The organism is Alteromonas sp. CI.11.F.A3, assembly GCF_032925565.1.
Lineage (GTDB): Bacteria > Pseudomonadota > Gammaproteobacteria > Enterobacterales > Alteromonadaceae > Alteromonas.
This window is the reverse complement of the sequence record NZ_CP136708.1, coordinates 4,604,874-4,627,381: the sequence shown is the minus strand read 5'-3', so window position 1 is coordinate 4,627,381 and position 22,508 is coordinate 4,604,874. Positions and strand designations below refer to the sequence as shown.

Annotated in this window: 20 protein-coding genes; 14 read left to right on the top strand and 6 right to left on the bottom strand. The window is 45.3% G+C overall.

What is annotated here, in order from left to right:
- The first annotated feature begins 17 nt into the window (after nucleotides 1-17).
- Nucleotides 18-1,469, top strand: coding sequence for a dihydropyrimidinase (hydA, locus tag R1T43_RS19920; RefSeq protein ID WP_211069192.1), 1,452 nt, complete (start codon nucleotides 18-20; stop codon nucleotides 1,467-1,469).
- A gap of 89 nt (nucleotides 1,470-1,558) precedes the next feature.
- Here hydA and R1T43_RS19915 read toward each other — a convergent pair whose 3' ends face one another.
- From R1T43_RS19915 to hemC, 4 genes are read right to left on the bottom strand one after another with little or no spacing between them, the layout of a single operon-like run.
- On the bottom strand, nucleotides 1,559-2,731 hold the full coding sequence (locus R1T43_RS19915) for a heme biosynthesis HemY N-terminal domain-containing protein (protein ID WP_317351384.1): 1,173 nt from the start codon (nucleotides 2,729-2,731) through the stop codon (nucleotides 1,559-1,561).
- Nucleotides 2,728-3,936 carry a uroporphyrinogen-III C-methyltransferase gene (locus R1T43_RS19910; RefSeq protein WP_317351382.1) on the bottom strand — a complete coding sequence of 403 codons (1,209 nt, stop codon included), beginning with the start codon at nucleotides 3,934-3,936 and terminating at the stop codon, nucleotides 2,728-2,730. The genes R1T43_RS19915 and R1T43_RS19910 overlap by 4 nt, the downstream gene beginning before the upstream one ends.
- A complete protein-coding gene (locus tag R1T43_RS19905) occupies nucleotides 3,937-4,668 on the bottom strand; it encodes a uroporphyrinogen-III synthase (protein WP_317351379.1) in 732 nt (243 codons plus the stop codon).
- Between the two features lie 19 nt (nucleotides 4,669-4,687).
- Entirely contained in the window at nucleotides 4,688-5,623 is a 936-nt protein-coding gene (gene hemC / locus R1T43_RS19900; RefSeq protein ID WP_317355911.1) for a hydroxymethylbilane synthase, read from the bottom strand.
- 197 nt (nucleotides 5,624-5,820) lie between these two features.
- Here hemC and R1T43_RS19895 point away from each other — a divergent pair, with 197 nt between their 5' ends.
- Entirely contained in the window at nucleotides 5,821-6,879 is a 1,059-nt protein-coding gene (locus tag R1T43_RS19895; protein ID WP_317351376.1) for a GGDEF domain-containing protein, read from the top strand.
- A 48-nt stretch (nucleotides 6,880-6,927) separates the two neighbouring features.
- Here R1T43_RS19895 and R1T43_RS19890 read toward each other — a convergent pair whose 3' ends face one another.
- A complete protein-coding gene (locus R1T43_RS19890) occupies nucleotides 6,928-7,599 on the bottom strand; it encodes an alpha/beta hydrolase (RefSeq protein WP_317351373.1) in 672 nt (223 codons plus the stop codon).
- A 199-nt stretch (nucleotides 7,600-7,798) separates the two neighbouring features.
- On the opposite strand from R1T43_RS19890, the gene gmk reads away from it, so the two are divergent.
- The 12 genes from gmk to R1T43_RS19830 all read left to right on the top strand — a co-directional run bounded on the left by gmk (nucleotide 7,799) and on the right by R1T43_RS19830 (nucleotide 20,525).
- Nucleotides 7,799-8,440, top strand: coding sequence for a guanylate kinase (gene gmk / locus R1T43_RS19885; RefSeq protein ID WP_211069186.1), 642 nt, complete (start codon nucleotides 7,799-7,801; stop codon nucleotides 8,438-8,440).
- Nucleotides 8,441-8,551: 111 nt separating this feature from the next.
- Nucleotides 8,552-8,824 (top strand): DNA-directed RNA polymerase subunit omega, encoded by a 273-nt coding sequence (gene rpoZ, locus R1T43_RS19880; RefSeq protein WP_129735716.1) that lies wholly within the window; start codon nucleotides 8,552-8,554, stop codon nucleotides 8,822-8,824.
- Between the two features lie 142 nt (nucleotides 8,825-8,966).
- Nucleotides 8,967-11,075 carry a bifunctional GTP diphosphokinase/guanosine-3',5'-bis pyrophosphate 3'-pyrophosphohydrolase gene (spoT, locus tag R1T43_RS19875; protein WP_211069185.1) on the top strand — a complete coding sequence of 703 codons (2,109 nt, stop codon included), beginning with the start codon at nucleotides 8,967-8,969 and terminating at the stop codon, nucleotides 11,073-11,075.
- A gap of 27 nt (nucleotides 11,076-11,102) precedes the next feature.
- Nucleotides 11,103-11,489, top strand: coding sequence for a RidA family protein (locus tag R1T43_RS19870; RefSeq protein ID WP_317351363.1), 387 nt, complete (start codon nucleotides 11,103-11,105; stop codon nucleotides 11,487-11,489).
- A 3-nt stretch (nucleotides 11,490-11,492) separates the two neighbouring features.
- Nucleotides 11,493-12,224, top strand: a complete 732-nt coding sequence (gene trmH / locus R1T43_RS19865; RefSeq protein WP_317351360.1) for a tRNA (guanosine(18)-2'-O)-methyltransferase TrmH — start codon at nucleotides 11,493-11,495, stop codon at nucleotides 12,222-12,224.
- A gap of 146 nt (nucleotides 12,225-12,370) precedes the next feature.
- The gene (gene recG / locus R1T43_RS19860; protein ID WP_317351356.1) at nucleotides 12,371-14,443 is read left to right on the top strand and encodes an ATP-dependent DNA helicase RecG; all 2,073 of its coding nucleotides are present in this window, start codon (nucleotides 12,371-12,373) and stop codon (nucleotides 14,441-14,443) included.
- Entirely contained in the window at nucleotides 14,436-15,230 is a 795-nt protein-coding gene (locus tag R1T43_RS19855; protein WP_317351352.1) for a class I SAM-dependent methyltransferase, read from the top strand. Before recG ends, R1T43_RS19855 begins: the two co-directional genes overlap by 8 nt.
- A 9-nt stretch (nucleotides 15,231-15,239) precedes the next feature.
- Complete coding sequence (locus R1T43_RS19850; RefSeq protein ID WP_211069184.1) at nucleotides 15,240-15,713, top strand: peroxiredoxin; 474 nt, start codon at nucleotides 15,240-15,242, stop codon at nucleotides 15,711-15,713.
- Nucleotides 15,714-16,131: 418 nt separating this feature from the next.
- The gene (locus R1T43_RS19845; RefSeq protein WP_061996851.1) at nucleotides 16,132-16,941 is read left to right on the top strand and encodes a hypothetical protein; all 810 of its coding nucleotides are present in this window, start codon (nucleotides 16,132-16,134) and stop codon (nucleotides 16,939-16,941) included.
- A 16-nt stretch (nucleotides 16,942-16,957) separates the two neighbouring features.
- The gene (locus tag R1T43_RS19840; RefSeq protein ID WP_057794778.1) at nucleotides 16,958-17,992 is read left to right on the top strand and encodes an extracellular solute-binding protein; all 1,035 of its coding nucleotides are present in this window, start codon (nucleotides 16,958-16,960) and stop codon (nucleotides 17,990-17,992) included.
- Nucleotides 17,989-19,509: an iron ABC transporter permease gene (locus R1T43_RS19835; RefSeq protein WP_317351346.1), complete on the top strand. Its 1,521-nt coding sequence runs from the start codon at nucleotides 17,989-17,991 to the stop codon at nucleotides 19,507-19,509. Before R1T43_RS19840 ends, R1T43_RS19835 begins: the two co-directional genes overlap by 4 nt.
- Nucleotides 19,509-20,525 carry an ABC transporter ATP-binding protein gene (locus tag R1T43_RS19830; protein WP_317351343.1) on the top strand — a complete coding sequence of 339 codons (1,017 nt, stop codon included), beginning with the start codon at nucleotides 19,509-19,511 and terminating at the stop codon, nucleotides 20,523-20,525. Before R1T43_RS19835 ends, R1T43_RS19830 begins: the two co-directional genes overlap by 1 nt.
- Before the next feature lie 23 nt (nucleotides 20,526-20,548).
- Here the strand turns inward: R1T43_RS19830 and R1T43_RS19825 are convergent, their stop codons facing one another.
- The gene (locus tag R1T43_RS19825; protein WP_317351340.1) at nucleotides 20,549-22,489 is read right to left on the bottom strand and encodes a putative bifunctional diguanylate cyclase/phosphodiesterase; all 1,941 of its coding nucleotides are present in this window, start codon (nucleotides 22,487-22,489) and stop codon (nucleotides 20,549-20,551) included.
- Nucleotides 22,490-22,508 lie beyond the last annotated feature (19 nt).

Here is a 22,508-nt window from a genome sequence, read left to right as displayed (position 1 = left end):
GCGAAAAGGACACAAAAATGGCCATATTATTACGCGGTGGGACCGTCGTTACCCACGAAATGACTTACAAAGCCGATGTACTTTGTGAAGACGGCAAAATTACTAAGATTGGCGAAGACCTTTCTGTAGAAGACACAGATGTAGAAATTGTTGATGTATCTGAAAAGCTAATCATGCCAGGTGGTATCGATCCGCACACCCATATGCAATTGCCATTTATGGGCACGGTAGCCGCCGATGACTTTGCTTCTGGTACAGCTGCCGCCCTTGCTGGTGGCACCACGACTATTATCGATTTCGTTATCCCAAGCCCAGGTCAGCCATTAATGGAAGCCTATCAACAGTGGCGCGATTGGTCTGAAAAATCCATGTCTAACTACACCTTTCATGTGGCAATAACTTGGTGGGATGACAGTGTTCACAAAGATATGGAAACCCTCGCTACTGAATACGGTATTAATAGCTTTAAGCACTTTATGGCGTATAAAAACGCCATTATGGCCACCGATGATATTTTAGTATCAAGCTTTACCCGATGTATGGAACTTGGTGCTATTGCCACGGTTCATGCTGAAAACGGTGAATTGGTGTACCACTTACAACAACAGCTAATGGATAAAGGCATTACTGGGCCAGAAGCCCATCCGCTATCTCGTCCACCCATGGTTGAAGGTGAAGCGGCTTACCGTGCTATTAGCATTGCTGAAACTCTAGGCGCACCTCTGTATTTAGTGCATTGCTCGGTAGAAGAGTCGGTTGATGCGATTCGTTATGCACAGCAGCGCGGGCACCACGTTTATGGTGAAGTATTAGCTGGGCATTTAACGGTAGATGATAGTGTGTATCAAGATGTAAGTTGGGAACGCGCAGCAGCCCACGTAATGAGCCCGCCATTTCGTCCTAAGAAACACCAAGACGTGCTATGGAAAGCCTTGCAAGCGGGTACGTTGCAAACTACCGCTACCGATCACTGCGCTTTTTGTAACGAACAAAAAGCCATGGGTAAAGACAACTTCACCCAAATTCCAAACGGCACTGCTGGGGTAGAAGAGCGCTTGGCAGTATTGTGGGAAAAAGGTGTGAACGGCGGCAAAATTACTCCTAATGAGTTTGTCGCAGTTACTTCTACCAATGCGGCTAAAATCTTCAATATGTACCCGGCCAAAGGCGCGGTACGGGAAGGCTCCGATGCCGATTTAGTGATATGGGATCCGAAAGGCACAAAAGTAATTTCTGCTGAAACCCATATGTCTAATATCGAAACCAATATCTTTGAAGGGATGGAAATTACAGGTGTACCTGTGATGACTATTTGTAACGGTAATATCGCGTGGCAAAACGGTGAGTTATTAGCGAAGGCAGGTGACGGTAAATACGTTATGCGTCCTACTTATGCACCATTTTATCAGTCTCTACAAAAGCGTAAGGCATTGGCCGAACCTAAAGCGGTAGACCGCACTTCAGCGTAAAACGGACAATAATAAAGAAAAAGGCCAGTCAATTGAAATGACTGGCCTTTTTTGTATTTTCTTTCAAGTTAAAAGTGAACAGCGTAAAACTACACCAGCTGTTGACCTTCCTTGTAATATTGCAGTGCCGTAGTGCTATCGTGTCTACGCTCACTAATGGCTGACAGCAATAACAAGTCATCTTTGCTTGATTCCATCTTCACGGCTTTTAACAATACTTTCTCGGCCAGAATATCGTCACCTGCATTGAATGCGACTCTACCCAACGTAGAATATAATTCTACATTTTCGCTGTCTTGTTTAATCCAGCTTTCCAGCAACCGCAACGATGGTGCAGCATTCGGAATATTTAACTGGGTGAAATAATGGAATAGAGCAGGGTGCGGACCACGTTTCTGCCATTCTACTAGCAGAGTTTGTGCTTCGGCATGCATGCCTTGTTCAAGCAATTGCTGAATATAAGCTGCGCGATAAGCATCGTCTTGCTTAATTTTACGAGGTAATCCTTCCCAGTGGGTTTTAAGCTCAGCGGCACCGTTCTTACTGGCAATTTCAGCTAACTTACCCTTGGCAATTCGCTGCGACCATAAGGTGTAATCTTCTTTCGGTAACGCTTTGCGCCAACCACTTAGCTTTTCTTGCAAGGCTTGCCATTGACCTTGTTCAGCCATTATCGATGCTTTAAGTTTAATCACTTGCGGGTTGTTGGCTTCTTCTTCATCTAAGCTATCTAGCTTTTCAAGTGCGTCGGTATATTTACCTTCGGTAACATCTATACGCGCCATCACTATAGTGGCAGCGACTTTAGCGCTGTCATACTCTGCCGCTTGCAGTAAGAAATAACGGGCTTTTTGCGGGTCGTTTTGGCTTTGAGCCACTTGCGCAGCGGCCAAGTAGTTCACTCCTTCAAAATCGCCGTTGGTGGTTTGGCTAAGTGCCTTGTGAGCACTTTTTAGGTCGCCCGCAGCCAATGACTGTAAACCATGGTAAAAGGCACGTTTGCGTTTACGCTCGCCTAAAGCACCAAACCAGCGGTGAGAACCCGTTACCAAGCTTAATGTCCATAACACCAATTTAGAGATAATATACCAGCTGATAATGGCGCAAATAATGATAATGCAAAAACCAATAAGGCTGGTTTCTATCGCGGTATTACCTAACGAAATGAGTACGTAGCCTTTGTCGCCCAAAATCATAGGGCCAACAATAAGCGCAACAATAAATGCGGCCAGCACCGCAAGGGCAATGACTAACCATTTCATAATGCGCTAGCTCCCTGACTGAATGCTTGCTTTACACGAGACTCCAATAACTGCTCAAGCGGCTTTTGTGAAGCTAACTGGCTAGGAATGGGTTGAGAAATGTCGGTATCAACAAGGTTATCAAGTGCTGAGATAAAGCCAGTAACCTGGCTCTTTTCAACATCATAATGCTCTTCAAGCATGGCTTTAGCGTAAAGCAAAGATTGCTCATACAGGCCTGAATCTGCTTTGAGTGCAGCAGATTGTGCGTGCATTAACTGCAAGCGAAGCTGTTCTTTCACTAAAAACTGGGCTTGTAGTGACATGACAGGTTCAACCGGGCCTTCTAAACTTTTCACTGTTAAAAAGCCATCAACAATAGAGTGCCACACTTTCGCCAGGTTCTCTTTCCAGTCGTCTGCCGATTCAGACAGCTCATTGCTATCAGCATCTGCATCTACTGGCTTTTCAAAAGTATCTAACGGTAACTTGTCAATTTGCGCAAGCATGCCGGTAAGGGCAAGAGCCACCGAACTTTGAGAGACAGGATTCATTTGTTGAAGAGTTTGAATGTCTTCAGCAAGCTTGGCGCGAACCGGTAATACCGAAGGATCGGCTAGTGACTTTAAACGCTTATCGGCATTCACTAACAGCAAGGTTGCTGTGCGTACATCGTTTTCTAACCACAGTTTTCTACCCGCCATGCGAACTAAATAATCAGCCTCGGCTATAAGCCAATCGGCAGGGCGTTGACCTTCCATGCTATTAAGTTGTTGTTGTGTGGCTTCGGCTTGTTGCACTAAGGCACTATTTTGTTGCTGCAATGCATCCACAGCGTCTTTTAGTTCACCGTTTTGCATGTTGAGCATGCGTAAGGCATCTGCTGTTTGCTTGCGATCAGAACTTAAGTTGTTAAGTTGGGTTGTATTCGCCTGTTGGGTTTGGACAAGGGTATCGCTGCTGCCCTGTTGTTGCATGTAGTACCAATACCCAGCACCAATAATGCCTAGAACTAAAAGGAAAATAATAAGGACCACAAACCATAGAAGCTTGGTTCCTGATGATTTTTTCGCTTTTTTCGGTGTGTTTTTAGACGTACCTTTAGGTGAGACGGTATCTGTGCTTGATGCCGCGTTCGCTGACGTCGATTCTGATGTCGTACTAGATGATGATTTCACGCTTACCAATTCCCCGTTTTGAGGGTCCTTCTCATTCTTGTCAGACATTTAATACTCCCAATTTTCCTTTACCCAGGCAATTAATGCCTGATCGGTGGCGCGGTTGCACACCGAAACGCGTGCTATCCCAAGATTACGTAAACTCGTTGCAACTCGTTCACTTACCGTTAGCCAGGGCAACGCTAATAATTGCATACTATGGCTAGAAATAAGCTGTTTTGCCATATTTTCGCTTGTAGCGATAATGCCGCTAACATCGCCAATTTTCCAGATCTTTGTGTAAATTGGGTTTGTAAGTGGTTGTCTTTTATAAACACAAAACTCGGTAACCGATATGCCTCTACCGCTTAAAACGTGAGAAAGCGTATCTCTGCCACCTTCGCCCTTAATAATAACGACTTGTGTACAGTTTGCCTCATTAAGTTGCTGCATGACCAGTATACCTTCGGATGTATGTAGCGAAGGCGTAACGATTTTGAAAGGTAAATTCGCGCTATGTAATGCATTAGCCGTGGCATCGCCAACCGCTATTAACGTAGGCTGCACTGATAAAAAAGTGGCTTGATTGAGTGCATCGAGTGTCGCTGGCACGGCATAAATACTGGTAACGATAATGCTATTAACGATGGGCGGGCCCAACAAAAACTGTTGGAGCTCACTGGCCTTACTAGGGATGCTTTGAATATCTGATGTAGCAACCCCTACGGCATTAATACCCGCCTGCTCGAAAGCATCTGCACTTGCCTGTAACTTAGGAAGAGGACGGGTGATTAATAGCATAAGTCAGCAACAACATATATTAGTCATACAATGCGCTAAGAATTTCCCCAGCGCCTTGTTCAAGCAGTGCCTCGGCGACTTCTACGCCTATGCTCTTCGCATTTTTTGTAGGGCCTGTGGCAGAGGCAAACAATAACGTTGAGCCATCTGGCTGTCCTACCATACCCGTTAAGGTTATGCTGTCTCCATCAAGCGTAGCAAAACTGCCGATAGGTACTTGGCACCCGCCTTCTAACCGCTCGTTCATCGCGCGCTCTGCACTTACTCGAGTTTGCGTTTCGCCGTGGTTCAGGGCTTGAAGTAACGCAATAAGCTCGGCATCGTCATTGCGACATTCAATACCTACAGCGCCTTGCCCTACGGCAGGAAGCGATACAGAAGCAGGTAAGCCGGTTTTAATACGTTCTTCCATGCCTAAACGGATAAGGCCAGCAGAGGCAAGGATGATAGCATCGTATTCGCCAGCATCGAGTTTGGCTAGGCGGGTATTTACGTTGCCGCGCAAATCTTTAATTTTCAGGTCTGGGCGATGTTTACGAATTTGGCACTGGCGGCGAAGGCTAGAGGTTCCAACCACCGCACCACCTGGCAATGCATCTAAATCATCAAAGTGGTTTGACACAAAGGCATCGAACGGATTTTCACGTTCGCAAATGGCGTGAAGGCCAAAGCCTTCTGGGAACTCAACGGGGACATCTTTCATTGAATGTACCGCAATATCAGCTCTGCCTTCTAGCATGGCAACTTCAAGTTCTTTGATAAACAAGCCCTTACCGCCAATTTTTGCTAGCGGCGTATCAAGAATTCGATCACCTTGAGTGCTCATAGGAACCAGTTCAACGACAATTGAATCATGGTGTTCTAACAGTTTCGCTTTCACGTACTCTGCTTGCCATAGCGCGAGGGCGCTTTTGCGTGTGGCAATACGAATTGTTCTCTTAGGTGCTGCTTGCATCATTAATATCCTGTCTAGGGCCTTATCTAAGGCATAGAACCTGAAGCAATCAGACGACGCTTGCTTAAGGCTTTTTTACGACTTATAAGTCTATTGTACTTAAATCTTTATCTTGCGCACAGGTTTACGGTTGCGAAAATGTGAGTAAGGTGTCTATGCTTATTGCAATTATTATATATGGATAAGCCTCCTGCTATATGGATAGTTCTTCCTTAAGTCAATTTCTGGAAAATACACATTTAAATGGTGCTGAAGCGAAACGTCGCCGCTTAACTTTGTATTTCATATCGTATATCGGTGGCACTATTATGGCTGTGCTGACAGTCCAAAATATTGCTCGTGGCGACCACTTTCTTGCATTTTGGCTTGGGCTTTTTTCGTTTTCCGTCTTTGCCAATGCAATGTTGTCACATGTATATAAAAACAATGACGTTTTCTATTATTTAGCGGGCGGTATTGTGGTGATTATGGTGGCGGTAATTACCTTAACGGGCGGTTATCACAATACCGGGCTGCACTTTGTCTACCCGCTCATTTTGATACAAATTATTATCGTGCGTTTTAGAGCGGCTATTATTTACGTTACTGGCACGGTAGCCGTGGTGGCGTTCATCGTTTATCACCAAGAATCTATTCCCGCGAACTATCGAGCAGAGGATGTATCCCGCTTCCTAATCGCGCTTTGTTGTTTCATTACAGTGGCTTTTATTTCTGAATACTTTTGGCATCAAAGCAGAAAGGAGATGTTGACCGATAATCTAGAGAAACTACGGCAAGCTAATTCTGACCCGCTAACCAAAGTACCAAACAGGCGGTTTTTAGAGTCAGTTTACTTTGAGCGAGCAATGAAAAACCCCGCTGATTACTTTCCCTTAAGTGTTGTGGTAGTGGATATCGATTACTTTAAAAGAATAAACGATAGCTATGGGCATGATGTGGGAGACAAGGTCTTAATTCACATTGCTACGTTGATGAAAAATGCCATTAGAGCTACCGATATTGTGTCACGCACAGGGGGGGAGGAATTTTTAATTCTTTACCCCAAAACAACCTTGAGTATGGCCGTAAAGTTGGCTGAAAAAATTCGAGTGGAAATTGAAAGTTCACCCTTCGAAGAAGGTGAAATCTACCATCCAATCACAGCCAGTTTTGGCGTGGCAACAGCACTGACTGACGCCAATATTAATGCCGCGGTTAAGTTGGCAGACGAGCACCTTTACGAAGCGAAAGGTGCTGGGAGAAATCGCGTCATTTAGCCACCTAATAAAGCTAAATGACGCGTTTAAGCTAAGCCTAAAGGCATACTAAGCAAGCACTTTTTGTAGCCAAGCAGAAATATCGTTTAGCTCTTGCATACAGACATTGTGTTGCATGGTATACGTTTGCCAAGTAGCATTAAAACCATTGTCGGTTAACGTCTTATATGCCGCATTACCCATAAAAATAGGCACAACTTCATCTTGATCGCCATGGGCCATCATAATGGGTATGTCACGATTCGTATCAGTTGCCTCTTGAGCCAATAAGTTTGGTTCACACATATAAGTAGATAAAGCCAACACACCCGCGAGTTTGTGCTTAAAACGAGGCGTCAAATGAAGCGCAATTACGCCGCCCTGAGAGAACCCTGCCAACACAATGCGGTTGGTGGGAATGCCTTTATCTACTTGTTCTTGAATAAGGGCCTCTACTTGACTCGCCGACTCAAGTACACCGTCTAAGTCAGCGCGGCTATTAAAATCAAGTGATTTGATGTCGTACCACGCACGCATGCGCATGCCACCGTTTATAGTCACAGGGCGCTCAGGTGCGTGAGGGAAGATAAATTTTACCGACATACTATCTGGTAATTTTAATTCGGGCACGATGGGCGCAAAGCCATGACCAGAATCACCTAAGCCATGTAGCCAAATTACACATGCAGATGGTGTGGTATTGGGAGTTTGTTCAACGTACGGCAGAAGTTCTTGAGCCATGTTAGTGTGTTCCTACTTATTTATTTTTTCCCAAAACAGCGTGAGGGTAAGCACGCAATGAATTCATTATTTTATGTGTAGAGTGTAAGCGCAAACATACCCAAAGCAGTTTGCTTTTATTGTTGCTGCTACCTACCACTTCAATATGCTATCATTGCTCTACAAAATCACCATATTTTATAAAATATTTAATACTTTCATGGCATCATTACTCGGTAATTTATTTATACTTGCAGCGCCTTCCGGCGCAGGAAAATCCAGCCTAATAAAGGCGTTAATGGAAAAGTACGCGTCTAATAGCAACAATGCGATGGAAGTGTCAGTGTCCCACACTACTCGTAAACCTAGACCGGGTGAGGTTGATGGGCAGCATTACCACTTTGTAAGCCGTGAGCAGTTTGAAGCGCTGATTGAGCAAGGCGTTTTTTTTGAGTGGGCTGAGGTGTTCGGTAATTACTACGGCACATCAAGGGTGACCATTGAGCAAACCTTGCACCGTGGTATCGACGTGTTTCTAGATATCGATTGGCAAGGCGCACGCCAGGTGCAAAAGCTCATGCCAGATACCTGTGGTATTTTCATCTTGCCCCCTTCAATCGATGTGCTAGAGCAGCGCTTAACCAATCGTGGCCAAGACAGCGATGAAGTGATTGCCGGTAGAATGAAAGAAGCGGTGGCAGAAATGTCTCACTTTAGTGAGTTCAGCCACGTTATTGTTAACGATGATTTCGCCACTGCGCTTAACGATTTAGAAGCGATTGTGATTTCACAGCGTTTACGAACAATGAAACAACAAATGCGTTATCAGCCTTTATTGGACGAATTGCTCGGATCTGCTTAATATATATATTGTTTTAATTTCAAACAAACCGCTAGGATCGCGCCCTACAAGGGTGTATACTACGCGGCCGTTTTTTGAATTACTTGATCAACCTAATTTTCGGAGAAATACATGGCCCGCGTAACAGTTGAAGATGCCGTAGATAAAATTGGTAACCGCTTTGATTTGGTTTTGGTAGCGGCTCGTCGTGCTCGCCAAATTGCCACCGAAGGTAAAGATCCAATGGTTGATGTGCAAAACGATAAGCCTACTGTAACTGCACTTCGTGAAATCGAAGAAGGTTTGGTAACTGCTAGCACACTAGAACAAGACGATTTGCGTGATCAGGAACAACAAGAACACGCTGAATTTTCTTCAGTAGCAAACATTCTTTCTGATCAATAGTTACACCACAAGGGTAACTATTGTATGTTTAAGCGCCAGTGCTTTGAAAAAAGCACTGGCGCTTTGCTTTTTGGGTATTGGCTAAAGGCTCAATTCTACGTATTCTTAAGGTTGTAACGTTAATCAGGAGTCGCACTAGTCCGTGTATTTGTTTGAAGGCTTAAAACAGAAAGTAATAAAGTACTTGCCTGCTGACCGAGTTCAGCTGGTACAAGAGGCGTTTGTGTTGGCGCAAGAAGCCCACGATGGACAAATGCGCTCAAGTGGCGACCCCTACATTACGCACCCTGTTGCTGTTGCCAGTATTCTTGCCGACATGCATTTAGACCATGAAACCCTCATGGCAGCCTTGCTACACGACGTGATTGAAGACACCCATTACAGCCAAGAAGATCTTGCTGAAGCGTTCGGTGAAACCGTTGCTGAGCTGGTGGAAGGGGTCAGTAAGCTAGATAAAATTGCATTTAGCAGTAAGCAAGAAGCTCAAGCTGAAAACTTTCGTAAAATGATGATGGCCATGGTGCAAGACATCCGGGTTATTCTGATTAAGCTAGCTGACCGTACGCATAATATGCGTACGTTAGGTTCGCTTCGCCCTGATAAGCGCCGCCGTATTGCTCTCGAAACGCTTGAAATATATGCGCCTATTGCCCATCGCTTAGGTATTCACGATATTAAAAATGAGCTAGAAGACTTAGGTTTTCTTGCCATGTACCCCATGCGCCATCGCGCACTAAAATCGGCGGTTCGCCAAGCCCGTGGTAACCGTAAAGAAATTATTGAAAATATTCGTGAAGAACTTAGCACCCGTCTAACGGCTTATAAAATTGAGTCGGACGTACTCGGACGCGAAAAGCACTTGTACTCTATTTACCGCAAAATGCGTAATAAAGAGCTAATGTTCAACGAAGTGATGGACATTTATGCGTTTCGCATAGTGGTAGACTCGGTAGATAATTGTTATCGCTCGCTAGGGGCTATGCACAGTTTGTATAAACCTATCGAGAACCGTTTCAAAGATTACATTGCTATACCTCGTACTAATGGCTATCAGTCATTGCACACCTCGCTTATTGGCCCCCATGGTATTCCGGTAGAAATTCAAATTCGTACCCAAGAAATGGATCAGATGGCAGATAAAGGGGTTGCTGCGCACTGGCTTTACAAAGAGCCTGGCGACAACGGCACTACTGCGCAACTACGAGCGCGTAAGTGGATGCAGTCGTTACTTGAGCTTCAACAGTCTGCCAGCTCATCCTTCGAATTTATTGAATCGGTTAAAACAGATTTATTCCCAGAAGAAATCTACGTGTTTACCCCAGATGGCCGCATTATTGAACTGCCCATGGGTGCCACGGCTGTAGACTTCGCGTATGCAGTGCATTCAGATATTGGTAACACCTGCGTAGGGGTTCGAGTAGAGCGCAGAAACTACAGCTTAAGTAAGCCATTACAAAATGGTCAAACTGTAGAAATTATTACCTCGCCTAAAGCCAAGCCCAATGCTAACTGGCTGAACTTTGTAGTGAGTGCTCGTGCACGCACTCGTATTCGCCAATATTTGCGTAAACAGCACTCTCAAGAAGCGGTGAACATGGGTAACCGCTTACTGCGCCATGCCTTAGGTGAAGTGAAGCTGGACGATATTCCAGAGGCCGATATTGAACGGGTAGTGGCTGAAACTAAGCACGACGACTTTGATTCTTTGCTTATCGATATAGGCCTAGGAAATGAGCTAAGCGCTATTGTCGCCCGCAGACTGCTTGGTGAAAACACAGACTTACCTGAGAAGAAAGGTAACGTAGCTATTCGTGGTACTGAAGGCTTACTGGTGCATTATGCTCGTTGTTGTCACCCTATTCCTGACGATGAAATTGTGGCGGTGTTAAGCCCTGGTCGTGGTATGACGATTCACCAAATTGGTTGCAACAACATTCGCAAGCTTTCAAGAGAAGAGCCTCAACGCGTATTACCTATGCGTTGGGACGAAGAACCTCAGGGTGAATTTAAAGCCTCGCTGCGAATTGAACTGTTTAATCATCAGGGTACCCTTGCTACCCTAACGAACACAATTTCTGGGTGCGATTCCAATATTATTGGACTGCAAACAGAAGAAAAAGAGAGTAATATCTACTTTATCGACATCGAAATTACCACGCAAAATCGCGTACATTTGGCTCGAGTGATGAAAAAAATCCGCACCATGCCAGAGGTTCAGAAAGTGTCACGTCATAGTCAGTCCAGACACTAACTTTTTAAAAAATTTTTAGGATCCATTATGTCTAAGTCTATTATTCAGACCGATAAGGCACCTGCCGCTATTGGTACTTACAGTCAAGCCGTTAAGGCTGGCACAACGGTCTATCTTTCAGGCCAAATCCCTTTGGTTGCAGAAACTATGGAAATGGTGTCAGAAGACTTCGCTGAACAAGCGGTACAGGTTTTTGAAAACATAAAAGCCGTGTGTGATGCCGCTGGTGGTACCACCAACGACTTGGTAAAAGTGAACATCTTTCTTATCGATTTAGGTCACTTTGCGACGGTAAATGAAATTATGAGCCGTTACTTCAACAAGCCATACCCAGCGCGTGCTGCAGTGCAAGTTTCTGCATTGCCTAAAGGCGCACAAATTGAAATCGACGGCGTGATGGAATTGCCGGAGTAAACAATGTCGCCCGAGCGTTACCTTCGCATTCGAAGTGCGTTGGCAAAAAGGCAAACCGACCTTACGGTTTGCCTCGAAAATGTACATAAACCTCACAATGTATCGGCGGTAGTTCGTACCTGTGATGCCATTGGTATTCACCGTGTTCACACCGTATGGGAAGAGAAATACCAGTTTCGTGGCGACACCGCCATGGGCAGTCAGCAATGGGTTCGCCAAACTAATCACGACAGTCTTGGTAACGCTATTGGTGCACTGAAGCAACAGGGTATGCAGGTGTTGGTTACACACTTGTCTGACACGGCAGTAGGCTTTCGTGAAGTTGATTACACCAAACCTACCGCGATTATCTTTGGTCAAGAACGCTACGGTGCTACCGACGAAGCTATTGCCATGGCCGATCAAGATATCATCATTCCTATGGCGGGCATGGTGCAGTCATTGAACGTGTCTGTTGCTGCAGCACTTGTGCTCTACGAAGCGCAGCGCCAGCGAGAACTAGCCGGTATGTACGACGTTGAACATTTACCCGAAGAAGAATGCCAAAAACTCTTGTTCGAAAGAGGCTACCCCAGACTTTGCGCCTTAAGCAAAACGAAGGGTGTTCCCTATCCTGCGATAGATGAGATTGGCCGCATTGATGCACCGGCAAGTTGGTGGAAGCAAATGCAGCTGACGCCAGAGGCGTTACACGCCTTATCTAACGATGAAGAGACAGTGTCTACTCGCGCCTAGTCTGCACAAACTTATAGCACCTGCCATACTGGCCTTAAACCGTACTCGCCAAGCTTCCCGCAATCTATTACACTTCGTTTCTAATAAATGATTGGTTTCATTAACACCAATGAAATCAGACGCTTGATCTAAGGAATGTCGGTCAAATGCAAACTCTTGCCACCACGCCCATCACCGCCCTAAAAGGGGTAGGCGCTAAAGTGGCCGAAAAGCTGGCTAAAATTGGCTTATTTACCTTACAAGATGTGCTGTTCCACCTGCCTCTACGTTATGAGGATCGAACACGGGTTTACAGTGTGGCCGAGTGCCGCCCGTTTACCCATGTTAGCGTGCAAGGTGAAGTAAAAAGCGCCGACATCCAATATGGTAAAAAACGCATGTTAGTGGTGAAGTTAAGCGATGGTACGGGCACCATTACTTTACGTTTTTTTCACTTTGGGGCAGTGCAGCGCACGATGATGACGCCAGGCAACGTAATACGATGCTTTGGTGAAGTTCGCACGGGCAAGTGGGGCATTGAGATGATGCACCCGGAATTCAAACTTATCGATGAAGATGCGCCGCTTGAAGCAGAGTCGTTAACCCCTGTTTATCCTACCACCGAAGGGGTGAAGCAACTTACCTTACGAAACTTAACAGACCAAGCCCTTAAAATGTTAGACAAAGGCGCTCTGGCCGACTTACTGCCTGAAGGTATGTATAGCGACCAGATAAGCCTAAACGAAGCATTACATGCAGTGCATCGGCCAGCCCCCGATACCGATGTGCATGAAATGGAAGAAGGGCTTCATCCTGCTCAGTACCGGTTAATTTTAGAAGAGCTTTTGTCACATCATTTAAGTGTACTCAAGGTTCGCAAGCTTTCAGATGCACAGCCTGGCATTAGCATAAAGGTAGACAAGCCCCTTATTGAAAAGATGTTGGCGCAGCTGCCGTTCTCGCCTACAGGTGCCCAGCAGCGAGTAGTGGCCGATATTCAGCAAGATATGCAACACCCGCGCCCCATGATGCGCTTAGTACAAGGCGACGTGGGCTCAGGGAAAACCTTAGTAGCAGCACTAGCTGCGTTATCCGCTATTGGCGCAGGGCATCAAGTGGCGTTAATGGCGCCTACCGAATTACTTGCTGAGCAGCACGCCAATAATTTCAGAGAGTGGTTCGCACCGCTGGGCATAGAAATAGGGTGGTTAGCCGGTAAGCTTAAAGGCAAAGCGCGTACCGAAGTATTGTCGCGGCTTGAAAGTGGCGACGTACAAATGCTGGTAGGCACCCATGCTATCTTCCAAGAAAGCGTGACATACCAACAACTCGCCTTGGTGATTGTAGATGAACAACACAGATTTGGTGTGCATCAGCGCCTAGCGCTTCGCGATAAAGGCGAACAACAGGGGCGATACCCGCACCAGTTAATTATGACGGCGACACCAATTCCTAGAACGTTAGCTATGACCGCTTATGCAGACTTAGACACATCGGTTATTGATGAGTTACCGCCTGGAAGAACCCCAGTAACCACGGTGGTTTTACCCGACAGCAGGCGAGCCGATGTGATTGAGCGCGTTCGCACAGCCTGTAAAGCAAATGGCAGGCAAGCTTACTGGGTTTGTACCCTTATTGATGAGTCAGAAGTGTTGGAATGCCAAGCCGCTGAAGATGCTGCGGTTATTCTTCGCACCGCATTACCTGAACTTAACGTAGGGTTGGTGCACGGACGCTTGAAACCTGCCGAAAAACTACAAGTAATGGCCGATTTCAAAGCCGGTGAACTCGATTTACTTGTAGCCACCACGGTGATTGAAGTAGGGGTAGATGTCCCCAACGCTAGTATCATGATAATTGAGAACCCCGAACGGTTAGGATTAGCTCAATTACATCAGCTTCGCGGACGGGTAGGGCGCGGAGCCGTAGAAAGCCAATGTGTACTTATGTACCAAAGCCCTTTGTCTAAAACGGCAACTCAGCGATTAACTGTACTGCGTGAATCTAACGATGGGTTTTATATTGCCCAGCGAGATTTAGAAATCCGTGGGCCGGGAGAATTTATGGGCACGCGTCAGACCGGCATGGCAGAACTTAAAATTGCTGATTTAGTGCGAGACGCCGCGCTTATTCCCAAAGTACAAGAAATTGCCTATACCTTATGGGAGCAATATCCTTCCCATGCGCAAGCTATTATCAATCGCTGGATTGGGCACAAGGAACAATATGGTCATGCTTAGTACTCTGCCTCTTGTGGTTGCTAGCACCGAAACCGACGTGAGCTTTGAAAGTGATAAAGCCCTTGCCCTGACTATTAGTGAGAACTGGGGTTTTCCCATTGACGAAAAGCCTGTTGAAGGTTTCTACCTTCAGGTTTGTCATAACGTACTTGGGCTGGCTGATGCAAACGAAAAGAAAACGCTGCCCGTTATAGTAGACTTTGCTTCGCCTGCCAGCTTATATCGCAAAGCCCATGGCGGCGGTAGAAAAGAGCCTATTGTAAAAGCCATCGGGCTTAAAGGTAATGTGCATAACGGTGCGGCGCCATGGCACGTAGTAGATGCTACGCCCGGATTAGGAAGAGACGCATTTGTATTGGTTAGCGTAGGCTGCAAAGTCACTATGATAGAGCGTTCGCCCATTGTAGCGGCGTTACTTGATGATGGTATTCGACGTTTAAAAGCTGCCTACCCCGAGCTTGCAGAGCGATTCGCACTACAACATGGAAATAGTGCCGATGTAATGCAATACTGGAATGGTGAGAACGTAGATGCGATTTACTTAGATCCTATGTTTCCGCACAAAAAGAAATCAGCCTTGGTGAAGAAGGAAATGCGATTGTTTCAACAATTGCTTGGACACGACCCCGACGCCGACGCATTACTCGCGCCCGCGTTGGCATTAGCGTCGTCTAGAGTAGTGGTGAAACGGCCTAACAGCGCAGAAGTGTTAGCCGGAAACAATCCATCAATGGCAATAGAAAGTAAAAAACATAGATTCGATGTGTATTTACGTCAAAAATCCTAGGAGAGCAGCATGATAGAAGTAGGTAGCACCTTGCCAGAGGTGGATTTCAGCCTTTTAGTAAATGGTGAGATGACAAACCCCGGCACTGCCGAGCTTTTTAACGACAAGCGTGTAGTAGTGTTTGCAGTGCCTGGCGCATTTACGCCAACCTGCTCTCAAGCACATTTACCAGGCTATGTCGCATTGGCAGACAAAATCAAAGCAAAAGGCGTAGATACGGTTATTTGCTTATCGGTAAACGATGCATTTGTAATGGATGCTTGGGGTAAGATGAACAACGCTGAAGAGATTATGATGCTGGCAGATGGCAACGGTCACTTCACTAAGCAAATTGGCTTAGACATGAATACCAGTGACTTTGGTGGTCTGCGTTCTATGCGTTACGCCATGTTAGTTGAAGACTGCGTTGTGAAAAAAATCAGTGTAGAAGATCCAGGCCGCTTTGAAGTCAGTGACGCTGAAAGCATGTTAAAAAGCTTGTAACAGTAAGTGTAGCACTTAGCACTAAACCTATTGAAAGGCTTGAGCATAATGTGAAGTGATGCTCAGGCCTTTTTTGATCTTATTAATATTTACCCGCCCATCTCAATTGAACCTAGCCTAATAGCTTAAATTAGTGATCATTATAAAAAGTATCAATAGATTTTTACGATTGCTTGGCATCAATAAAGTTGATCGCATTGAGTCGTTAAAATGTAATATAACTATGCTGTAAACAGCCAGCAAATGGCGGTTATACGATGAATTGCTTAATACAATTTCCACCGCAAACACCGTAGTTACTGACTTTAAAGCCAATTTGGTAATGCGAAAGTATGACATAATCATACGTTGAGTTACCTTTACTTAATTAATGATAATAAGTATCATTTGCATAATTAGAAAAGTACTAGGAAAAATGATGACAACAACACTTAAGAAGCTAAGTGCCTCGGTATTAGTATTGGCAGTGACCTTTTCATTTGGCACAAGCAGCGCCTTTGCAAATGGTGTGATCAGCGAACATGTAAACAACCTTCAGGCTCATATTGGTGAGTACACAGAAGAAGTACACTGGTTAGAAGAAAAATTCGGCAGTGTTGTGGATGCTTACGAAAAAGACAGCAAGAACGTAGACACAGACGCACTCATTGAATATTGGGAAGAAGTCGATTTTCATTCTGCTATCGAAACCCAGTACGTGCCTGTTTACGCATCTATCTGGCAAGGTATCTATGGCATCAAAATGGGTATCGAAAACGGTAAATCAGTAGAAGATGTTCGCGCAGAGCAAACCAAACTTAATCAAGCCTTGTGGCAAGCGTTAGGCGCAGTTAAACTTGCGTCACAATATCAAAAGCAGGGTTTGGTTGCCAAAGTACAAACCACTGAAGTTGAACCAACCACAGCGCCTGAAGTTATAGACGATATTAAAAAGCGTTTAGATCGCGTAGTGGCTAAGTCGGCAGAGCAACTAACTGAAGTTGCCACCACATTGGTTCACGATACTTACTTACAGCGTTTTGAAGGGGTAGAAGGGGCGTTAATTGAATTAGACGCTGACCTAGTTGAAGACTTAGAGAAAGACTTCAACGTAACCCTTCCACAAGCAATTACTGGCGGAAAAGGCGTAGAAGCGGTGCGTGGCGTAGTGGAAACTATGCAAACGAAATTAGATCGCGCACGTTCCTTGTTAGTAGAAGCAGAAAAAAGTCGTAAAGACGTTTTCTAAGGAATAGTTTTTTCAAATGCAACGTAGAACATTTTTACAAGGTTTAGCCGCCGCAGGTGCGTTAGGTAGTTTACCTATCAGCAGTTTGAGCTTTGCCAACACTATCGCAAGTGTGTCGGTAGAGTCACTGCCTAAGTTGGAAGGTGATCTCACCCTTTATTTGGGGCGTGGTGAAGGTGGTTTGTATGAAAATGTGCTCGATGCCATTAAAAAACGAAATCCAAAGCTTAATTTAAAAATTAGGCGCGGCGCTTCAGCCGCGTTAGCTAACACCCTAGCTGCGGAAGCAAAAGCTGGGGTGAAACGCGCGGATTTATTTTGGGCAGTAGATACCGGTAGTATCGGCATGGTAACCGATTCAGGTTTAGCTAAGCCGTTACCTACCGACTTAACCACTCAATTGAAAGACGGTTTCCAGTATCCTAGCTGGACACCCGTTACTGGCCGTATTCGTACATTGCCGTATAACACAGAACGTGTAACACCTGATCAAATTCCAGATAGCGTAATGGCCTTAGCCGATAGCGACTTAGCGTTGGGTTGGGCTCCGGCCTATGCATCATTCCAGTCATTCGTTACTGCTATGCGCATTTTAGAAGGCGAAAAAGCCACCGCCGATTGGCTTAAAGGCGTTAATAGCAAAGCGAAAAAGTACGCAGGCGAACTGGGTGTAGTCATGGGCGTTGAACGCGGCGAAGTGGATATGGGCTTTGCAAACCATTACTACACACTGCGCTTAAAAGCCGGTAAGCCAAACGCGAATGTTGCTCTTGCCTATACGCAAAATGACGCAGGCTGTTTAGTGAATGCCTCTGGCATTGTGGCACTAAGCGAAGGCGATTTACCGGTGAACTTCATTCGCTATTTACTTAGCCGTGAAGTGCAAGGTTACTTAGCCAGTGAAGCGTATGAAATTCCGCTTGTGCAAGGCGTAACACCGCCGCAAGGTTTACCTGCATTATCTGAGATATCACCACCTGATATGGACCTGAGAAAACTAGCAGATTTACGCCCTACGCTTAATCTCATGCGAAAAGTCGGGGTGCTGTGAGCAACTGGCCAAAGTCGTATCCGCTGGCTTTAATTATCGCGTTAATGGCACTGTTGCCGGTAGGCGTTTTATTTTCGTTAGCATCAGATAGCGCAGAAATTTTCGACACCCACAACTTGCGCGTACTCGGGAACACCGTATCCCTTATGGTGTTAACCATTATTGGCTCGGTGCTAATAGGCGTGCCGTTAGCGCTGTTTACTGCCTATGTTCAAATGCCCTTCAAGCGGTTTTGGTTAATTTTATTAGCTGCACCTTTAGCCCTGCCCAGTTATATTGGCGCCTTTGCCATGTACTTTTCATTTGGTCGGGGCGGCGAAATAGAAAATGTATTGGGAATTTCCACACCCAGTATTGAGGGGCTGTGGGGGTCGGCACTCGTCATGTCCTTATACACCTATCCTTTTGTAATGATGACCACACGGGCATCGTTGCTAAGCCTTGATGCTAGCCTAATTAACGCTGCTCGCACGCTTGGCGTATCTTTATATACCAGTTTGTGGCGCGTGGTATTGCCCCGCGTAGCGACCAGTATTGCTGCCGGCGCTTTATTAGCTGCACTTTATGCGCTGTCTGATTTTGGTACCCCTGCCATTATGGGATTAGACACGTTCACCCGCGTTATTTTTGTTGAATACAATGCCTTTGGTTTAAGCCAAGCTGCCATGCTCAGCTTGCAGCTAATGGTAATTGTTGGATTAATCTTATTTATAGAAAGCCGTATTAGCGGCGCTAAAGAACGCCCTGGGCGACATTTAAGCCTATGGCCTGCCCGTTGGCAGTGTAACCTTATGTTATTAGCAGCAATGCCTATATTATTGCTGGCTATTGTATTGCCTCTTGCGGTATTTACTTTGTGGCTAATTCGCGAAGGTACTGGTGGGTTTGAATTTAGCTACGCGTGGAATTCAGCCTACGCATCATTCCTTGCGGCTATCGTGGCGGTGATGTTAGCCATACCTGTTGCCCACGCGGCAATTGCAGGCAAAGCGGGGCGTTTAATGGAGCGCATTACCTATTTTGGTTTTGGCGTACCGGGTATCGTAATGGGTACCGCTTTGGTTTACGTTGGGCTTCAATTACCGTATTTGTACCAAACCTTAGGGTTGTTAGTGATGGCGTATGTACTGCGTTTTATACCTCTTGCCGTGGGCAGTGTACGTAGTACCGCAGAAAATTTAGATACTGGATTAGTGAAAGCCGCACGAGTATTAGGTGCAAGCCCACGTGAAGCCTTCATGCGCATTACCTTGCCACTTACCTTAAGAGGCATGGTAGCCGGTGCCGCGTTGGTGTTTTTAGAAGCCATGCGAGAACTGCCGGCCACCTTAATGCTAGGGCCCACGGGCTTTGAAACTCTAGCGACCTACATGTGGCGAGTATACGAAGCGGGCTATTTTGGTCGCGCTGCTGTACCGGGTTTATTGCTGGTATTGTTATCGGGCTTTGGCTTAATATTAATGCTTTCTGGCGAACGCCGCGCCCAGTTTACCGTTTCCGAGGATGATCGTAGTTAATGCTTAAAGTGAGTGAGTTGTCAGTTGATTATGGTGCTACCCGTGTAGTGGATAAGCTAAACCTAGCATTAGGTTCAGACGAAATTCTTATGCTGGTAGGTCCAACAGGCTGCGGTAAAACCACTATCTTACAGGCCTTAGCAGGCCTTATTCCTATTTCTGAAGGGCAAATGACCCTAGGTAATTGGACCGCCACACCTAAGAAAACCGTTCCCCCTGAAAAACGTAATGTGGGTATGGTGTTTCAAGACTTCGCCCTGTTTCCGCATTTAACCGTTCAGCAAAATGTCTGCTTTCGGTTGAAAGATACTAAACTTGCCGATCATTGGTTGAAGCTTCTTGGCCTTGAAAATTTTCGTGATGCTAAACCCGCACGTTTATCGGGCGGTCAAAAGCAACGGGTCGCATTGGCCCGTACCTTGGCACATGAACCCGCTTTTGTTCTGCTAGATGAACCGCTTTCAAACCTAGATGCCGCCTTAAAAGACAGCCTTCGCTGGGAAATACGCGATGCGCTTAAAACTGCTGGCGTGCCTGCTATTTGGGTAACTCACGACCAAGAAGAGGCGCTTAGCGTAGGCGACAGAGTCGGCATTCTAAATAAAGGTGTACTAGAGCAGCTTGCTACTCCAGAGGCCTGTTACTCAGAGCCTGCTAGTCGCTTTGTAGCACGTTTTATGGGTGAGGCGAGCTTCATTCCTGGTACCTTTACTAACGACACTGTCACCACTGACATTGGCACAGTGCCAGGTACTTCGGTAGACGGTGCTACTGGCAAAGTAGATTTATTGGTGCGCCCAGACGATTTAAGTTTAAGTGCGCAGCATGAATCACCGAATGGCACCGTAGATTGGGTGCGTTACGAAGGGGAAAGCCGTCTTTATGCGGTAACCCTAGACAGCGGTAGCCAATTAAAGGTTCGTGTCAGTCACGAAAACGCAATTAAGCCTGGAACCAGAGCTAATATGCAACTTATCACATCTCACCCTTTGGCCGTTTTCGCACGAAACGAGTAATGCGTTAAGCGGCTTGCAAGTCGTTAATATTTCTCAAAGATACTAGCCGCATAAACAGAAGTATCTAACTTCATCCCGTTTTTCAAAAGGCATTTCATATCGTATTCTGGCATTGGCTTGGCGTAGAAGTAACCTTGTGCAATAAAACAACCCAATGATAATAATAAGTCTGCTTGGCGCTTTGTTTCTACACCTTCCACCACAACATCGCATTCGAACGATTCTGCTAACGTGACGGTAGAAGAAACGATAGCACGATGACCTTTATTGGTTTCAATATCAGTGATGAACGTTTTATCAATTTTGATGGTGTTTGCTTTTAGGCTATTGAGATATGCCAATGAGCTCATCCCGGTTCCAAAATCATCGATAGCGATTGCTATTCCAAGTTGCCGAATTTTCCTTAGTGCAGACTCTATATATTTTATATTGAGGCAAGTTTCATTTTCTGTCAGCTCGATTTGAAGTAAGTTTGCGGGCAATTGATGTTGATTTAATTCGTCTTGTATAAAAGTGGATAAACCTGGATCTAAAAGATTATAGGGAGAAAGGTTAATGGCAATAGGAGTACTAAAGCCTTCGCTTCGCCATGAGGACGCATGCTCAATAGCTTTTTTGATAATGTAACGACCAAAATCTTGCACTTTACCGCTGTGCTCTATCAAATGGATAAAAGCAAAAGGCGTCAATAAGCCGAATTTAGGGTGTTGCCACCGGCATAACCCTTCGACACCAACAATGTCGCAATTTCTCATATCAACTTTTGGCTGAAAATGTAGGATCAACTCATTGTTTAACATTGCATTATTCAAATCGGCTCTGAGCATAACGTCACGCTCGTTAACAAGCACATTTTGGTTGTCGTAAATTGCCCAACCACTTCGCTGTTTTTTTGCTTTGTACATTGCGGTATCAGCGCATGAAATAAGCGTTTCAGGGTTATTAGTATGTGAAGGGTAGTGAGCAAACCCAACACTGGCGCCCGTATTAATCTCTAAGCCATGAAGAGGAACCGTTGTGTCGCATACCTGCACAAGCGCTTGTGCAAGTGCTTCCGCCTTTTTAGCATCACAATGTGGTGCCCATACTATGAACTCGTCTCCACCAATCCGTATAAGTTCATTAGGAAGTGTTAAAATTGCAGACATGCGGTTCGCTAATTCTACCAATAACTCATCACCGGTGTTGTGACCAAAAGAGTCATTAACTTCTTTGAATTTATCCAGATCAATAACGAACAAGCATGCCTGTGAAAGCATTTTTCTCTTGTGCTCGTTAGTGCTAATTTCATGTAAGATTTCAGTAATATAGAGACGGTTTGCAAGACCTGTTAAAGGATCGTTCGTAGCAAGCTTTGCAAGTGAAGCGTTAATCTCATCAGCACGTTTTGCTATTATTGATGAAAGCGTTAAGGCTAGCCAACCGGTTATCCAAAATACGATTACAGAGGTAATAATGAGGCGTTTAGCAACAAGTTGAAGTGTCGCATCAATTAACGTTGTTTCCTTAAAATAAAAAATATTATATTGACCAAACGTCACGTTCAACCAAAGATAATTTCGGTCGTCTAATGTAAGGATAGAAGAACTATCTTCAGATAATAAGTCTATACGTTTTACTATATTACGAATGGATAGTGAGTCTATAAGGTGTGCTTGAGTCCACTGGTTTTGCGGTGCATTTACGTGGAACAGCGTAGGTAAAGAAGGGTCTGCTAAACGGTTTTGAGGATCAAAAGTGTAATTGCCGTTAAAAAACGCGTCTTCGTTTGTTTGTATTTCTTTTTTTAAGAAAGTGACAACACGAGACATTCTAGCTAGTTCGTTTTGAATTCCAACATCAGCGGCAAGGCGATAAGACACGGTAACGTAAATAGCCGAAACTAAAATAGAAACCGTAAGGCACGCAAAGATAAGCCTAGTGCGAATGGCTGTTTTTTGAAGGAGTATAGGCACTTTTTGCATATAGAGTTATGACTCCAAA

Bases quoted from the DNA above. Each gene is read 5' to 3' on its own strand.
- R1T43_RS19855 (WP_317351352.1), top strand. From the start codon at position 14,436: ATGCTTAGTACTCTGCCTCTTGTGGTTGCTAGCACCGAAACCGACGTG.
- recG (WP_317351356.1), top strand. From the start codon at position 12,371: ATGCAAACTCTTGCCACCACGCCCATCACCGCCCTAAAAGGGGTAGGC.
- trmH (WP_317351360.1), top strand. From the start codon at position 11,493: ATGTCGCCCGAGCGTTACCTTCGCATTCGAAGTGCGTTGGCAAAAAGG.
- R1T43_RS19825 (WP_317351340.1), bottom strand. From the start codon at position 22,489: ATGCAAAAAGTGCCTATACTCCTTCAAAAAACAGCCATTCGCACTAGG.
- R1T43_RS19915 (WP_317351384.1), bottom strand. From the start codon at position 2,731: ATGAAATGGTTAGTCATTGCCCTTGCGGTGCTGGCCGCATTTATTGTT.
- R1T43_RS19830 (WP_317351343.1), top strand. From the start codon at position 19,509: ATGCTTAAAGTGAGTGAGTTGTCAGTTGATTATGGTGCTACCCGTGTA.
- R1T43_RS19890 (WP_317351373.1), bottom strand. From the start codon at position 7,599: ATGGCTCAAGAACTTCTGCCGTACGTTGAACAAACTCCCAATACCACA.
- R1T43_RS19905 (WP_317351379.1), bottom strand. From the start codon at position 4,668: ATGCTATTAATCACCCGTCCTCTTCCTAAGTTACAGGCAAGTGCAGAT.
- R1T43_RS19850 (WP_211069184.1), top strand. From the start codon at position 15,240: ATGATAGAAGTAGGTAGCACCTTGCCAGAGGTGGATTTCAGCCTTTTA.
- R1T43_RS19840 (WP_057794778.1), top strand. From the start codon at position 16,958: ATGCAACGTAGAACATTTTTACAAGGTTTAGCCGCCGCAGGTGCGTTA.
- rpoZ (WP_129735716.1), top strand. From the start codon at position 8,552: ATGGCCCGCGTAACAGTTGAAGATGCCGTAGATAAAATTGGTAACCGC.
- gmk (WP_211069186.1), top strand. From the start codon at position 7,799: ATGGCATCATTACTCGGTAATTTATTTATACTTGCAGCGCCTTCCGGC.
- hydA (WP_211069192.1), top strand. From the start codon at position 18: ATGGCCATATTATTACGCGGTGGGACCGTCGTTACCCACGAAATGACT.
- R1T43_RS19910 (WP_317351382.1), bottom strand. From the start codon at position 3,936: ATGTCTGACAAGAATGAGAAGGACCCTCAAAACGGGGAATTGGTAAGC.
- R1T43_RS19870 (WP_317351363.1), top strand. From the start codon at position 11,103: ATGTCTAAGTCTATTATTCAGACCGATAAGGCACCTGCCGCTATTGGT.
- R1T43_RS19895 (WP_317351376.1), top strand. From the start codon at position 5,821: ATGGATAGTTCTTCCTTAAGTCAATTTCTGGAAAATACACATTTAAAT.
- hemC (WP_317355911.1), bottom strand. From the start codon at position 5,623: ATGCAAGCAGCACCTAAGAGAACAATTCGTATTGCCACACGCAAAAGC.
- R1T43_RS19845 (WP_061996851.1), top strand. From the start codon at position 16,132: ATGACAACAACACTTAAGAAGCTAAGTGCCTCGGTATTAGTATTGGCA.